The 13,939-nt window shown below is 48.2% G+C and carries 14 protein-coding genes; 12 read left to right on the top strand and 2 right to left on the bottom strand.

Features of this window, described 5'->3' with window-relative positions; genetic code table 11:
* Window positions 1-36: 36 nt before the first annotated feature.
* The 10 genes from nuoI (at window position 37) to spoIID (ending at window position 10,847) form a co-directional block, all read left to right on the top strand.
* Window positions 37-459 (top strand): NADH-quinone oxidoreductase subunit NuoI, encoded by a 423-nt coding sequence (nuoI, locus tag CEF21_RS00185; RefSeq protein ID WP_123912871.1) that lies wholly within the window; start codon window positions 37-39, stop codon window positions 457-459.
* Window positions 459-974 (top strand): NADH-quinone oxidoreductase subunit J, encoded by a 516-nt coding sequence (locus tag CEF21_RS00180; RefSeq protein WP_123919853.1) that lies wholly within the window; start codon window positions 459-461, stop codon window positions 972-974. The genes nuoI and CEF21_RS00180 overlap by 1 nt, the downstream gene beginning before the upstream one ends.
* Window positions 971-1,285: an NADH-quinone oxidoreductase subunit NuoK gene (nuoK, locus tag CEF21_RS00175; RefSeq protein WP_123912870.1), complete on the top strand. Its 315-nt coding sequence runs from the start codon at window positions 971-973 to the stop codon at window positions 1,283-1,285. The genes CEF21_RS00180 and nuoK overlap by 4 nt, the downstream gene beginning before the upstream one ends.
* 32 nt (window positions 1,286-1,317) lie before the next feature.
* On the top strand, window positions 1,318-3,207 hold the full coding sequence (gene nuoL / locus CEF21_RS00170; protein ID WP_123912869.1) for an NADH-quinone oxidoreductase subunit L: 1,890 nt from the start codon (window positions 1,318-1,320) through the stop codon (window positions 3,205-3,207).
* Window positions 3,204-4,697, top strand: a complete 1,494-nt coding sequence (locus CEF21_RS00165; RefSeq protein WP_123912868.1) for a complex I subunit 4 family protein — start codon at window positions 3,204-3,206, stop codon at window positions 4,695-4,697. The genes nuoL and CEF21_RS00165 overlap by 4 nt, the downstream gene beginning before the upstream one ends.
* A gap of 4 nt (window positions 4,698-4,701) precedes the next feature.
* On the top strand, window positions 4,702-6,162 hold the full coding sequence (gene nuoN, locus CEF21_RS00160) for an NADH-quinone oxidoreductase subunit NuoN (RefSeq protein WP_123912867.1): 1,461 nt from the start codon (window positions 4,702-4,704) through the stop codon (window positions 6,160-6,162).
* A gap of 182 nt (window positions 6,163-6,344) precedes the next feature.
* Window positions 6,345-6,575 carry a DUF1146 family protein gene (locus CEF21_RS00155; protein WP_123912866.1) on the top strand — a complete coding sequence of 77 codons (231 nt, stop codon included), beginning with the start codon at window positions 6,345-6,347 and terminating at the stop codon, window positions 6,573-6,575.
* A gap of 255 nt (window positions 6,576-6,830) precedes the next feature.
* Window positions 6,831-7,568: a YwmB family TATA-box binding protein gene (locus CEF21_RS00150; RefSeq protein WP_123912865.1), complete on the top strand. Its 738-nt coding sequence runs from the start codon at window positions 6,831-6,833 to the stop codon at window positions 7,566-7,568.
* Window positions 7,569-7,600: 32 nt separating this feature from the next.
* Window positions 7,601-8,908, top strand: a complete 1,308-nt coding sequence (gene murA / locus CEF21_RS00145) for a UDP-N-acetylglucosamine 1-carboxyvinyltransferase (protein ID WP_123912864.1) — start codon at window positions 7,601-7,603, stop codon at window positions 8,906-8,908.
* A 910-nt stretch (window positions 8,909-9,818) separates the two neighbouring features.
* Window positions 9,819-10,847, top strand: a complete 1,029-nt coding sequence (spoIID, locus tag CEF21_RS00140) for a stage II sporulation protein D (RefSeq protein WP_123912863.1) — start codon at window positions 9,819-9,821, stop codon at window positions 10,845-10,847.
* 111 nt (window positions 10,848-10,958) lie between these two features.
* On the opposite strand, the gene CEF21_RS00135 is transcribed toward spoIID, so the two are convergent.
* The gene (locus CEF21_RS00135; RefSeq protein WP_123912862.1) at window positions 10,959-11,450 is read right to left on the bottom strand and encodes a GNAT family N-acetyltransferase; all 492 of its coding nucleotides are present in this window, start codon (window positions 11,448-11,450) and stop codon (window positions 10,959-10,961) included.
* On the bottom strand, window positions 11,447-11,881 hold the full coding sequence (locus CEF21_RS00130; protein ID WP_123912861.1) for a VanZ family protein: 435 nt from the start codon (window positions 11,879-11,881) through the stop codon (window positions 11,447-11,449). The genes CEF21_RS00135 and CEF21_RS00130 overlap by 4 nt, the downstream gene beginning before the upstream one ends.
* Window positions 11,882-12,008: 127 nt before the next feature.
* Between CEF21_RS00130 and spoIIQ the strand changes: the two genes are divergently transcribed.
* Both spoIIQ and CEF21_RS00120 read left to right on the top strand, forming a co-directional pair.
* Complete coding sequence (gene spoIIQ / locus CEF21_RS00125) at window positions 12,009-12,800, top strand: stage II sporulation protein SpoIIQ (protein WP_123912860.1); 792 nt, start codon at window positions 12,009-12,011, stop codon at window positions 12,798-12,800.
* 117 nt (window positions 12,801-12,917) lie between these two features.
* Window positions 12,918-13,910 (top strand): Gfo/Idh/MocA family protein, encoded by a 993-nt coding sequence (locus tag CEF21_RS00120; protein ID WP_123912859.1) that lies wholly within the window; start codon window positions 12,918-12,920, stop codon window positions 13,908-13,910.
* Window positions 13,911-13,939 lie beyond the last annotated feature (29 nt).

The following is a 13,939-nucleotide window of genomic DNA, read 5'->3' as shown; positions in this document are numbered from 1 at the left end:
CGCTGAAGCCGGAAAAATCAGAAGGAGAGTGAGACCATGCGGGGGTTAGGAAAAGGGCTTTCCTACACGCTGAAAAATCTGACAAAGAAAAAAGTAACATACGATTATCCGAATGAAGCCCTGCAGCTCCCGGACCGGTTCCGGGGCATTCAGAAGTTTTATCCGGAAAAATGCATCGTCTGCAATCAGTGTGTGAATATTTGTCCGACGGACTGTATTTCTTTAACGGGGAAAAAGCATCCTGATCCGGCGAAAAAAGGAAAAGTGATTGAGACGTATGACATTAATTTTGAAATTTGCATCCTCTGTGATTTATGCACAGAGGTTTGTCCGACAGAAGCGATTGTGATGACCAATCATTTCGAGCTTGCGGAGTACAGCCGCGACAACCTTTTTAAAGACATGCAATGGCTGGATGAAAATGATACACATGTCCGGAAGGAGAATAAAACCGAATGATGTCAGGAGAGTTTGCCGCATTTGCCATCCTGTCGCTCATGGCCATTACAGGCGGAATTCTCATGCTCAACGTGACGAAGGTGGTTCATATGCTGATTTCGCTCGTCCTTACCTTTATTAGTATAGCGGGACTCTATATTCTGCTCACGGCGGAATTTATCGCGGTTGTGCAAGTCCTGATCTACTCGGGTGCCGTCACCATCATTATGCTGTTCGGCATTATGCTCACCCGGAAGGCGGATGAAGAGGAACCGGACGGACGCCGATTGAAAAAATGGCTCGTGTTTGCCGGGATCGCGCTGTTTGCCGCTGTGATGTACACCGGAATATACCGCCTTGATTTAAATGGGAAACCGGCAGCCCTTCATGAAAACAATACAGAACAGATTGGAATCGCTCTTTTCACGGAGCATATCATTCCGTTTGAATTAACCTCTGTTTTGCTTCTGGCCGCCCTGATTGGGGCGATTATATTAGCGAAAAAGGATGAGGAAAAGGAGGAGGAGAAGTCATGAGTTCCATTCCGCTTTCCGGATACCTGGTTCTGGCCCTGATTCTTTTTTGCATCGGTTTATATGGAGCCCTTACGAAACGGAATACGGTGATTGTCCTGATCTGCATGGAACTGATGCTGAATGCTGTGAACCTGAATCTCGCGGCCTTCAGTAAGCTCGGTGCAGCTCCTGCGGTCACGGGCCAGATCTTCGCCCTTTTTTCCATTACGATTGCCGCCGCGGAAGCAGCGGTCGGACTGGCCATCCTGTTTGCCCTTTACCGGAACCGGAAGTCCGTATTAGTGGATGAGTACGACTCAATGAAAAATTAGAAAACAGAACCTCAAAAAAGGGGGTACGGAATATGATGGAATTCGCCTGGCTGATCCCGCTTTTTCCGCTCGTTTCCTTCCTGATCCTGCTCGCTGCGGGCAGAAGGCTGAAAACCGGCAGTGCCTGGCTTGGAACAGGTTTAATGCTCGTTTCCTTTCTCTTATCCATTTTCGTTCTGGCCGCCCGGCTGCAGCACGGAACCTATAAAGCCGAAGGCACGTGGCTGACCATTGGCGACCTGCACATCACCGCAGGCTTTGAAATTACACCGCTTAATGCACTTATGCTGATCACCGTAACCCTTGTCAGCCTTCTTGTACATATGTATTCCAGGGTTTACATGGAGGATGATGAGCGGCTTCATGTGTTTTTTGCCTATTTGGGATTGTTTACCTTTGCGATGCTTGAGCTTGTCATCACGACGAATCTCCTGCAGCTTTATCTGTTCTGGGAACTTGTCGGACTCGGTTCGTTCCTGCTGATCGGGTTTTACTTTAAAAAAGAGCCGGCGAAAAGAGCGGCGAAAAAGGCGTTTATCATGACAAGGATCGGGGATATCGGCTTGCTGACCGGCATGCTGCTGCTCTTCTCTCAAACCGGGAGCTTCGAATATGATGCCATCTTCCAATTTGTCGGTTCAGGCTCGATCCCGGCTGATTTGCTTACCCTTATCGCTATCCTGATTTTCGCCGGTGCGGTTGGGAAATCCGGACAATTTCCGCTTCATACGTGGCTGCCGGATGCGATGGAGGGGCCGACACCGGTTTCCGCCCTTATCCATGCGGCTACTATGGTGGCGGCCGGCGTCTATCTGACCGCTCTTATGTATCCGCTGTTTGAAGCGAGCGGCACGGCACTCACCGTTGTAGCGGTAACCGGCGGTTTTACCGCTATTTTCGCTGCCAGCATTGGACTGGTACAGAATGATATAAAAAGAGTTCTCGCCTATTCAACGGTCAGTCAGCTTGGGTTTATGATGCTTGCCCTTGGCTCGGGAGGATACACGGCAGGCGTCTTTCATCTGTTTACACATGCTTTCTTTAAAGCTCTTCTTTTTCTCGCTGCGGGGAGTGTCATTCATGCCGTTCATACACAGGATATCCGGAAAATGGGGGGACTGTGGAAAAAGCTTCCGTGGACGGGGCCCCTGTTTTTAACAGGAGCTTTATCGATCAGCGGATTCCCGCTCTTCTCCGGGTTTTTCAGCAAAGATGAAATTCTTGCCTCTGTCTGGCTTCATGGAAATCCCTATCTTTTCTGGCTTGCTGCCATCGCTTCTTTTTTCACCGCCTTCTATATGTTCCGTCTCTTCTTCCTCGTCTTTGGAAAAAGAACGGAGGAGACGGCTGCAGCAATCAGTCCTGACACGCAGGCTGAGGTCCGGATAAACAGAAGCGCTGAATCCGGTGTGTTCATGGTCGCCCCGATAGCGGTTCTCGGCATCCTGGCTGTTGCTGCAGGCTTCCTTAACACCCCTTGGATGCCTTATTTAAGCGAATGGCTTCAGCCTGATGAAGTTCACGCTGCGGCCCCTGCCTGGATCATGCTCATGTCGGTGCTCGTCTCGCTTGCCGGAATGTTCCTGGCGTATGCGGTGTATGAAAAAGCCTGGATTAGGCGGGATGCTTTTAGCCGGAGAATTCCGATGATCCATCAAGTGCTTCTGAAAAAGTATTTCATTGATGAATGTTATCAAATGACGGTTCTTGCGGCAGTCCGGGTCTTTTCATACACATGCCAGATGATTGAACGGTTTGTTGTCGAGACCGCTGTAAAAGGAACGGCCGCCTTCATACAGGGACTGGGATCAGCAGGTTCAAGGCTTCAGAACGGACAGACCCAAAGCTATGCAGCTGCAGCTTTTCTCGGACTCGCACTGCTTGCAGCTGTATGGATGCTGACAGGGGGAATGCAGAAATGAATAGTTTGGTCCTGACACTGCTCGTCTTTTCCCCGCTTCTTGGAGCAGCTGTCCTCTTAATGATACCGAAGGAAAATAACCAGGCACTCAAGCTTACGGGATGGGCTGCGACACTGCCGGCGCTTCTGCTGTCGGGGATTATCTTTATTCAATATGCACTCGGGGCAGGGATTGACCGGTTCGGCGTCTCTGTCCCCTGGATTAGGGCGGGGAATGTAAGTTTTGGGGGCGAAGCCTTTTTTACGGTCCATTATGAGCTTGGGATAAACGGCTTTTCCCTTGTCATGATGACACTCGCCGCGGTCCTCGCCTTCCTGGCTGCCGTATCGTCGGACCTCATTCAATCCGGAAGGAAAGCATATTTTACCCTCCTTCTCATCATGGAGACGGGCATGCTCGGAGTATTCGCTGCAGAAAATTTAATCCTGTTTTTTATCTTTCTCGAATTAACGCTTGTGCCGATGTTTTTCCTGATTGGAAAATGGGGCTTCCGCGAGCGGGAAAAAGCGGCCTGGTACTACCTCATCTATAATGGAATCGGCTCAGCCATCCTTCTCCTTGTCATTGTGTATCTATTCGGGATGACGGGCACCGTGAACATGGGTGAGTTAGCGGATTTGGCGGCTGGTTTTCCGAAGCCGCTCCAGCTCGGTCTGGCCCTTGCCCTCCTCGTTTCCTTTGGGGTCAAGCTGCCGATTGTTCCGCTCCATACATGGATGCTCCACGTCCATGTTCAGGCTCCGCCTCCCGTCGTCATGCTTCATTCAGGGGTTCTGCTGAAAATCGGGGCTTACGGATTGATCCGGATCGGGCTCGGAATTTTCCCGGAAGCGTTCCAGACGCTTGGCATGACGCTGATGATTTTAGGAACGGTTAACCTTCTTTACGGGGCCCTCCTCGCGCTGATTCAGACGGACTTCAAGAGAATTCTCGCCTATTCGAGTGTGTCCCATATGGGAATTGTCCTGATTGGTCTTGGCGCTATGAATGAAGCGGGAATACAGGGGGCTATTTTTCAAACGGTATCTCACGGGTTTATCTCAGCTCTCTTATTTTTGCTCGTCGGGATGATGGCGGTCCGCTTTCAGACAACGGATATTCGAGAACTTGGAGGACTTGCCGCAAAATGGCCGAAGCTATCCGGCGTGCTGCTTGCCGCCGGAATGGCTTCTCTAGGTCTTCCTGGTATGTCGGGATTTATCAGCGAATTTATGGCGTTTATGGGAATCTTCCTTAAGGTACCGGAACTTGGGGCAGTGGCAGCGATCGGGTTAATTCTGACTGCCGCATACGTATTAAGGGCCATTCTTTCTATTACGTTTGGGAATGAAAAAGGAACCGGGGCAAAATTGCCTGATATCAGTGTTCGGGAAGCAGGTCCTGCCTGGGTCCTTCTGCTCCTCATCCTGTCGGTCGGCCTGTTCCCGAACGGGCTCGCCCTGCCGCTGCAGCCGGCCATTGATACCATTTTAAAAGGGATTGGGGGATAAGGGAATGGATACAGAGACGCTATTGTCCTATAACTGGATGCTGATGGCCCCTGAGTTAATTGTGCTCGGCGGAGCGATCCTGATTTCGGTCCTCGATCTGCTCCTTCCCGGAAAAAAGGGCAAGGAATGGCTCGGTTGGCTCGGTTTTGCCGCCATCCTCACAGCAGGAACGGTCCTCCTCCTGTTAACGCCCCAGCCAGAGGGGATTCTGGGAGACAGTTTTGTGCTTGACGGGTTTGCGAAACTGTTCAAAATCCTTCTCCTTGCCGGAGCCGCATTGCTTTTTTTGCTTGTGTTTCAGGAGAGAAAATCGGAAGTGCCGGAACGAAGTGAATTTTTCACTCTGTGGCTGACCGGCCTTCTTGGAGCCATGTTTATGAGCTCCAGCCGTGATTTAATTACGCTCTTTGTTGGTCTTGAGCTGCTTTCGATTTCCTCCTACATCATGGCCGGGATGAAAAAGAGAGACCGGAAATCAAACGAGGCTGCGATGAAGTATGTCATCAATGGAGGAGTGGCAACGGCAATCACGCTTTTCGGAATGAGCTATTTATATGGAATAACCGGAACGGTTTCACTGACGGCCATGAGCGAGCAGCTGCAAAGTCCGGAAAATGCGGACCACCTTTTTTTGCTTGGTCTCGCTTTTTTCATCCTCTTGACCGGCTTGTCCTTTAAAATCGCGGCGGCCCCTTATCATATGTGGGTGCCGGATGTGTACGAAGGCGCTCCGACTTCTGTCACGGCCTTTTTGAGTGTCGTTTCGAAAACAGCCGGCTTCATCCTGATCATCAGGCTGTTTTACACAGTGTTCCTCTATTCACCCATTTCCGGAGGAGAGCCGCTTATACTAAACTTGCAGCCATACATTGCCGTTCTGGCGGCCTTAACGATGATTGCCGGAAATGTAACGGCACTGAAACAGCGCAACGTAAAAAGGATGCTTGCCTACTCGTCTATCGGTCATGCGGGATATTTGCTCGTTGCCTTTGCATCCCCGGAATCCCCGCTCATGCTCGATGCCATCTGGTTCTATTTGCTCGCTTACCTGTTTATGAATGCAGGGGCCTTTGCCATTCTTATGGCTGTTGAGCAGCAAACGGGATTTGCCGATGTCCGTTCATTTTCGGGGCTGTACAAACGATCGCCGGTGCTTGCGGTCCTAATGGGAATTTTCCTGCTTTCATTGGCGGGGATCCCCGGGACAGCCGGTTTTATGGCGAAGGTAAACATCCTGCTCACCGCGTTTACGGGGCAGGTACCGCTTCTGATTCTCGCCTCGGTCATGATTGGGGCAACGGTCATCTCCTACGTGTATTACTTCAGGGTGTTTTCCTATATGTTTTTCAAACAAAGCGAAGCGGAAACGGAGAAAAAACTCCGGTTTCACCCGGCAGCCGCAGCCGCTCTGCTCATATGCACGGCCGGCACCATTCTTTTTGGCATTTTTCCGAACATTCTTTAATCCCTAACATTTTCTAACCCGCGGGCGATATAATAGGAGAGGTGAAAACCTCTCTTTTTTGTGTGTGAACGGTCTATACATAGGGCAAGACGCAAACGAAAAAAAATCATGTCACAGCAGGAATCACGCTTTCAGTGGAAGCACTATATACATCGGAAGATTAGGGAAAACGGAGGGATAGAATGATTGAATTCTCAACGCAGGCTTTAACAGGATTAATCTCCCACCTCTTTTTCATCGCCGTAACTTGGTGGGCGCTTCAGGCTTTAAATTTTGACAAATTCATCCGGAGCGGGCGTGTGGTGCAGGCGCGGGTCCTTCTCATCCTGCTCACAATCAGTATCGCATACCTGGTCAGCAGCTTTTTTCTCGATTATTTTTTCTGGTCAAAGGAACTTCCTTCCCTATTTTAAGTTTACGCCTGTTTTCCTCTGGGAATATAGGTGGAGAAGGGGTTGCAGCGGAGTAATCCCAGCGGCGTAAATTGGACTGGCGGGCATGAGTTTGGCCATGGAGTTTCTTTTAAGAAGAGATTCTTTATAACCTCATCGCCATTCAGGACAAAAGGCCTTGCAAACGGCATGATTCTGTAGAACAATGACGACTTTTTCCACGTATGTCCATCCTCTCTCCGGCAACAATGGTAATAAGGAGAGGAAGTGGACGGAATGGATAAAATAAAACAGATGCTATGGATCGCAATCGTGTTTGCTGTCGTCACGGCTGCCTGCGGAAAAATCAGTGAAGCTGCACAAGTAAAGCCGGAAATTGAACAATTGGCCGGCGCTTTTCAAAAACAGGGAATTGAAATAAACGAATGGACGGTCTATTCAAAGAAAAAAATTTCATTCCCAAGCGAAAAATTTTCGGAAAATGTGAAACGTTTTACAGAGCAGCATCGTCTTTTTAAATGGTCGACTGAACGGACCAGCAGTGGCTGGAAGGCTGCGGGCACCAGATGGAATGAAAAATCAGGCGCCACGGAAACGCTGCAAATCGTTTCAACCGACACAAACGGGCAATTGAATTCGTATATCCTGTATCAGGTTCACGGCCGTGGAAATTCCAGGGACTGGACCTCCATTATTAATCAATTTAAAAAGCAATCATTCGACATTTTTCATGAATATCCCACAATTTTCTCTTGTATTAAAGGCAGTGAAGATGATAAGATGGTAGGTGTTTTGCATCTAGCTGATGCTTTGCTCAAAGAATTTAACGCGGTGCCGCTTGAACAGCTTAAAGAAAAGGCGTTCGTATCGGTATCGGCATATACAGCTCGCTGGGATCAGAAAATCCCGGCTGAACAAGGCAGCATGAACATGCAAGTGGCCGTTAGACACGGCGGATTGGGCGAAAATACTACTGTAGTCGCAGGAACACCAATCATCACGACTGAATATTAATATAGAGAATTTGGGACGCGGAGGGGAATACCTTGGAAAAAATCATCGTCCGCGGCGGTCAAAAGTTGAACGGCACAGTAAAGGTAGAAGGTGCCAAAAATGCCGTTTTGCCGGTTATCGCTGCATCCTTATTAGCTAGTAATGAAAAGAGCATTATTTGTGATGTACCTACGCTCTCTGATGTATATACGATTAATGAAGTTCTGCGCCATCTCGGTGCAGATGTCCATTTTGAGAACAATCAAGTAATTGTAGATGCATCCAAAGAGCTCAGTACCGAAGCACCATTTGAATATGTACGTAAAATGCGGGCATCCGTTCTTGTAATGGGACCGCTGCTTGCAAGACTTGGCCGCGCGCGTGTAGCACTGCCGGGCGGATGTGCAATCGGTTCACGTCCAATTGATCAGCATTTAAAAGGCTTCGAAGCCATGGGTGCTGTGATCAAGGTTGGAAATGGCTTTATTGACGCCGAAGTAAAAGGCAGATTGCGCGGAGCCAAAATCTATCTGGACTTCCCAAGTGTCGGCGCCACTGAAAATATTCTGATGGCAGCTGCATTGGCAGAAGGTACAACAACTCTTGAAAACTGTGCAAAAGAACCTGAAATCGTTGATTTGGCGAACTACATCAATGCGATGGGCGGTAAAATCCGCGGTGCCGGAACCGGCACAATCCGTATTGAAGGGGTAGCTGAATTAAACGGCGCTCAGCATAACATCATTCCTGACCGTATTGAAGCAGGAACCTTCATGGTGGCTGCAGCGATTACTGGAGGAAATGTACTCGTTCAAGGCGCTGTACCAGAACATTTAGCATCACTGGTAGCGAAAATGGAAGAAATGGGCGTAGAGATCATCGAAGAAAAAGATGGTTTGCGTGTCATTGGACCAGATGAATTAAAAGCGGTGGACATTAAAACCATGCCTCACCCGGGCTTCCCGACAGACATGCAATCTCAAATGATGGCATTGCTTCTTCAGGCAAAGGGAACAAGCATGATTACAGAAACCGTCTTTGAAAACCGCTTTATGCACGTGGAAGAATTCCGCCGCATGAACGGAGAAATTAAAATTGAAGGCCGTTCCGTGATCATCAACGGACCAGGCGAGCTTCAAGGAGCAGAAGTAGCAGCAACCGACCTTCGTGCAGGTGCCGCTCTTGTTCTGGCTGGTCTAGTCTCTGATGGCTACACACGCGTAACGGAATTGAAGCATATCGACCGCGGATACGTAAACTTCCACGGCAAACTTGCTGGAATCGGAGCCGACATCGAACGCATCACAGCCGACGAACAATCCATTCCGGCGCAGCAGGCTGTATCGGACTTAAATGCATAATTTTATACTCTCAAACGGGACTCGCCATCTGGGCGGGTTCTTTTTTATGGCGTTTATAAGATGTGTGCTGAGTCATTAAGCCTGAACACCCTCGGTGCATAATACTTATGGCTGCGAATTTAGGAGAATTTGCGGCGGATTCCGCATAAATTTCAAAAATTCATCCAAACGGGACTCGCCAACTGGGCGGCTTCTTTTTAATGGCGTTTATAAGATGTGTGCTGGATACAGAAAACTGAATGCCCCCGAGTCAGAATACGAATGGCTGCGAATTTAGGGAGATTTGCGGCAGATTCCGCATAAATTTCGAAAATTCATCATAAAACCTGAAAAATTCATTATAACCTTCGAGAAATTCATTATAAATTTCAGAAATTCATCATAAGCTTTTCGTGCTGTTGAAATATCTTGCCCTACATATAAAGTCATCAATGGGGGAAAGGGCCAAGTCAGCAATTCATTCTTAAAAGTCAGCATTTATCGGAAAAAGTCAGCAATTAGGTCAGGAAAGTCAGCAATTAATGAAAAAAGTCAGCAATTAGATGTAAAAAGTCAGCAATACCTTGATCTCAGACCGGAACCAACCACACCGAACCGCCTTTCCGACTGCAAAACCTTCAAATAAACCCGCAAAACCTTCATCCAGACGCCCAACTCCTCAATCAAACACGAACCAATACCCTCCGAATCTTCCTCAGCAGGTATCACTTCCAGTATACCTTCTTTCAAGGAAATTCATTCCTGTCTGACGGGAAACAATTTTCGCGAACTTCCTCTATAACCCGGCTCGTGTTTGAAACATGAGTTCACGAATTTAGCAAGTCTCCCTATCTGTCTTTCAACAGTCATAAAAGGTTGTCCAAGCCCATAAGATGGAGTATACGCATCATTCAATCAGGAGGCTCAGTGGATGAAATCTATGAAACCGCTATTGGTCGTACTAGCCGGACTTTTTGTTATCGTTCTGATGATTCCGGCTCTGCTTGTTTCCCCGTTTGTCAGCAAGTCAAGTGGACAGCTGGGAGAGGAACTGAAGCAGGAGGAAAAACAGGAGAAACCGCTCGAATCGAAATCAAATGTGACCGTATCGGTTTACCGGACAGCAGAAAAAAAGGTAGAAAATGTGCCGCTTGAGGATTATGTATTTGGAGTGGTCGCGTCCGAAATGCCGGCTGACTTTGAAGAAGAGGCGTTAAAAGCGCAGGCCCTTGCGGCAAGAACGGTCATTGTCAAATCGCTGACAGCAGGAAATGGAATTTCAACGCCGTCAGGTGCGAAGGCAAACGTCACGGATACCGTGATCCATCAGGTCTACCGGAACAAGGAAGAATTGAAAAAGATATGGGGGAAGGATTATAAATGGCGTGCGGAAAAAGTGCTGGCCGCTGTCTCTGGAACTGCCGGTCAAATTCTCACGTACGAGAATAAGCCGATTACGGCCTCCTTCTTCTCAACAAGCAACGGCTATACCGAGAACTCGGAAGATTACTGGCCAAACGCCATTCCATATTTAAGAAGCGTAAAAAGCACGTGGGACAAAGAATCACCTAAATACTACAGCCAGCAGATCTTCACCGTCGGCGAGTTTCAAAGAAAATTAGGCGTTAAGCTCACAAGCGCAAATTCAGTCGGAAAAGTGACGGAACGGACTTCAAGCCACCGTGTCGCAAAAGTGGAAATCGGCGGCAAAACCTTAACCGGCCGTGATGTCCGTGATAAGCTTCAGCTCAAATCCACCGACTTCACATGGACCCTGAAAGACGGCAACGTGGTCATCCAAACGAAAGGATACGGGCACGGAGTCGGCATGAGTCAATACGGGGCAAACTTTATGGCGCAGGATGGTAAATCATATAAAGACATCGTCAGCTACTACTATAATGGAACGACACTCGCGGCAGCCGATCCGTTTTTAACAAAATTAACTGCACAGCAATAGAACACAGCCTCATTTTGGGGCTGTTTTTTTAATAAGCAGATTTCCGCTCTGCTTCTGCGCGTCTCCCGCCCCTATAAAAAAGAGCCGGTCCTCACCAGACCGGCCTATTTCTTATCCCACCCGTTTCCCCAAAATCACCAAATCCCGCTCCGTACCTTCAAGGTTCGCCACATTCGGAAGAGTGCCCCACCGCTCAAATCCGAACCGTTCAAAAAGCCGGATGCTTGGTTCATTATGGCCAAACACAAATCCGAGCAGGGTTTGGATGTCCAATTCAGCGCATTGATCAAGAGCGGCCTGCAGCAGTTGTTTTCCAAGACCGGCTCCGCGGTTTGCAGGGTCTATATAAATGCTGACCTCCGCCGTATGCTTATAGGCTTCCCTCCCGTAGAAAGGCTGGAAGCTGATCCAGCTCGTGATTGTGCCTGCCTCATCCTCTGCCACCCAGAGCGGGTAATTCCCGGTATGGTCGTCAAACCATTTTTCCCGGCTTTCATAGGTAACTGGCGTTAGATCTGCCGTAACCATCCGGGATTCGATCGTTGTATTATAAATATCGACAATTCGATTCAAGTCTTCTCGCTGAGCCACTCTAAGTTTCACATTCCATTCCTCCGATCAAGCATTTCAAGCCTTTGAAAAAAGCGGTGCATCCGTGATTTACGCGATGCAAAATAAGTAACCCTCATAATGATATAGGAAACCGTGATTCCGACGGCATCCTTAAACAGGTCATACCAGGTAGATGTCCGGAACGGCGTAAACATCTGATGAATCTCATCAATCGCCCCATAGGCCAGACAAACCGCGACCACGGCTATGCTTGTGCCGGCCGTCCATTTTCCATGAACCGCAAGAGCGAAGGCAAACAGCCAGAACAAGATGCCGAACTCGATGAAATGGAGGGAATCCTTAAATACCGCTGCAAACGTATCCTGAGCATTTGGATCGCCTGGAATACTCGACAGCTCCCATATAAGCCACATATAAGCGATGGGCGCAATGGTCAGTGCCCAGTAGAGGAATTTCTTCATAAACAAAACATCCTTTTCTTTTGCATAATGTGAAAACACTAGAGCATACTAAGCGTTTTATAAATTTTTTTCGGGCGGTGTATATATTTTCAGAATTGTGTTCAGAATGATTGCTGAGGTGATGAAGATGAGAGAGGAAGAAAAAAATCGTACTTCTCAACAATCAAAGGTTCAGCAGTTTTTTAGAAAACGCTGGGTATTTCCGGCAATCTATTTAGTCAGTGCAGCTTTGATTTTAACTAGTGTTCTATGGTACCAGGCATCCCGTGATTTGAATCCGGTAGGCGAGCAGCCAGGCAAGCCCCAGACAGAAAAGGGCAAAGAGGCAGCAGAAGTATCAAAGCCGGTGGAAAATATCGCAGCGCCTGCACTGAACAAAGAATCCGTCCAAGTCGTGAAAAAATTCTATGACGCCAAAGCATCCAAAGAAGAACAAGAAGCGGCACTCGTATCCTATAATAACACGTACAGTCCTAACCAAGGAATTGACCTTGCGCAAAAGGACGGTAAGGAATTCGACGTGACAGCTTCTCTCAGCGGAACTGTTTTGAGAGCCGTAAAAGATCCGATTCTCGGATACGTAGTTGAAATTCAGCATGAAAATAACGTAACAACTGTCTATCAATCTCTTGCATCAGTTGCAGTGGAAGAAGGCGACTCAGTCGCACAGCATGCAGTAATCGGTAAGGCCGGGAAAAATCTATTAGATGAAAAGAACGGCGTACACGTTCACTTTGAAATCCGTAAAGACGGAAAAGCATTAAACCCTGCAAACCTTCTTGAAAAGCCTGCTACTGCCATCTCGGATGAAGCAGCGGCCAGCAAAGAAACAGAAGCTGCACCGCAGCAGGAAAAGAAAGATGCGAAGCAAGAAGAGGCAAAAGAGTCTGAAGCTTCCGTTCCTTCTAAAAACGCTTAATCTGAATCACTTTAAGAAAGCCCGCCTGATACCCCCGTATCAGGCGGGCTTTTCTATTTCCGGTCCGCGGTATGGTAAAATGAATTCGGAATGACCAATGTCAAAGGAGAGAGATACATGATACGTTTCGGAGTAATCGGAACCAACTGGATAACAGAAAAATTTCTGGACGCTGCCGCGCAAACCGGTGATCTGGAGCTTGCCGCTGTTTATTCCCGTACAGAAGAACGCGCAGCAGAATTTGCAGAAAAGCACGGTGCTCCGCATACATATACCAATCTTGAAGAATTTGCCGCAAGCCCTGAATTCGAAGCCGTTTACATCGCAAGCCCGAATTCCCATCATGCAGAGCAAGCCATTCTTCTCATGAATCATGGAAAGCATGTGCTATGCGAAAAACCCGTAGCCTCGAATGCAGCAGAATTTAAAAGAATGATGGAAGCGGCTCAGGAAAACGGAGTTCTGCTTATGGAAGCAATGAAAACAACGCTGCTTCCAAACTTCGCATCCATTCAAAGCAACCTGAACAAAATCGGAAAAATCCGCCGCTACGTAGCAAGCTACTGCCAATACTCATCCCGCTATGATGCGTATAAAGAAGGAAACATCCTGAACGCCTTTAAGCCTGAGTTCTCGAACGGCTCCATGATGGACATCGGCATTTACTGCATCGCGCCTATGGTCGCCCTGTTCGGCAAACCGAACTCCATCCAGGCGACTGCTCACCTTCTTGAATCCGGTGTGGACGGCGAAGGAAGCATCCTGTTCCAATATGATGAACACGACGCTGTCGTCATGTTCTCCAAGATTACAGACTCCTATATTCCGTCTGAAATTCAAGGGGAAGAGGGCAGCATCGTTATTGATAAATTCAGCACGATGGAAAACGTGCGCATCCAGTACCGCAGCGGGGAAACAGAAGACATCAATGTGGAACAAAAAGAGAACACCATGTTTGATGAAGCGAAAGAATTTGCCCGCTTAATCCGTGAAGGAAAAACGGAATCCAGTGTGAATACGTTTGAAAATTCCCTGATCACCCTGGAGATAATGGACCTGGCCCGCCGTCAGATTGGCCTTGTGTATCCGGCGGACGAAGTTTCAAACTAAAATAAAAGTCCATCATACCCGAAGGAGCA

The sequence above is a fragment of the Bacillus sp. FJAT-42376 genome (assembly GCF_003816055.1).
Classification (GTDB): domain Bacteria; phylum Bacillota; class Bacilli; order Bacillales; family Bacillaceae; genus Metabacillus_B.
The sequence above is the reverse complement of the archived record's forward strand: the minus strand, read 5'-3'. Positions and strand labels throughout refer to the sequence as shown.

What these genes read in the sequence shown, in the direction of transcription:
- CEF21_RS00150 (WP_123912865.1), top strand. Translation starts at nt 6,831, where the DNA reads ATGGATAAAATAAAACAGATGCTATGGATCGCAATCGTGTTTGCTGTC.
- CEF21_RS00130 (WP_123912861.1), bottom strand. Translation starts at nt 11,881, where the DNA reads ATGAAGAAATTCCTCTACTGGGCACTGACCATTGCGCCCATCGCTTAT.
- CEF21_RS00120 (WP_123912859.1), top strand. Translation starts at nt 12,918, where the DNA reads ATGATACGTTTCGGAGTAATCGGAACCAACTGGATAACAGAAAAATTT.
- CEF21_RS00180 (WP_123919853.1), top strand. Translation starts at nt 459, where the DNA reads ATGTCAGGAGAGTTTGCCGCATTTGCCATCCTGTCGCTCATGGCCATT.
- nuoN (WP_123912867.1), top strand. Translation starts at nt 4,702, where the DNA reads ATGGATACAGAGACGCTATTGTCCTATAACTGGATGCTGATGGCCCCT.
- nuoK (WP_123912870.1), top strand. Translation starts at nt 971, where the DNA reads ATGAGTTCCATTCCGCTTTCCGGATACCTGGTTCTGGCCCTGATTCTT.
- CEF21_RS00155 (WP_123912866.1), top strand. Translation starts at nt 6,345, where the DNA reads ATGATTGAATTCTCAACGCAGGCTTTAACAGGATTAATCTCCCACCTC.
- nuoL (WP_123912869.1), top strand. Translation starts at nt 1,318, where the DNA reads ATGATGGAATTCGCCTGGCTGATCCCGCTTTTTCCGCTCGTTTCCTTC.
- nuoI (WP_123912871.1), top strand. Translation starts at nt 37, where the DNA reads ATGCGGGGGTTAGGAAAAGGGCTTTCCTACACGCTGAAAAATCTGACA.
- spoIIQ (WP_123912860.1), top strand. Translation starts at nt 12,009, where the DNA reads ATGAGAGAGGAAGAAAAAAATCGTACTTCTCAACAATCAAAGGTTCAG.
- spoIID (WP_123912863.1), top strand. Translation starts at nt 9,819, where the DNA reads ATGAAATCTATGAAACCGCTATTGGTCGTACTAGCCGGACTTTTTGTT.
- CEF21_RS00165 (WP_123912868.1), top strand. Translation starts at nt 3,204, where the DNA reads ATGAATAGTTTGGTCCTGACACTGCTCGTCTTTTCCCCGCTTCTTGGA.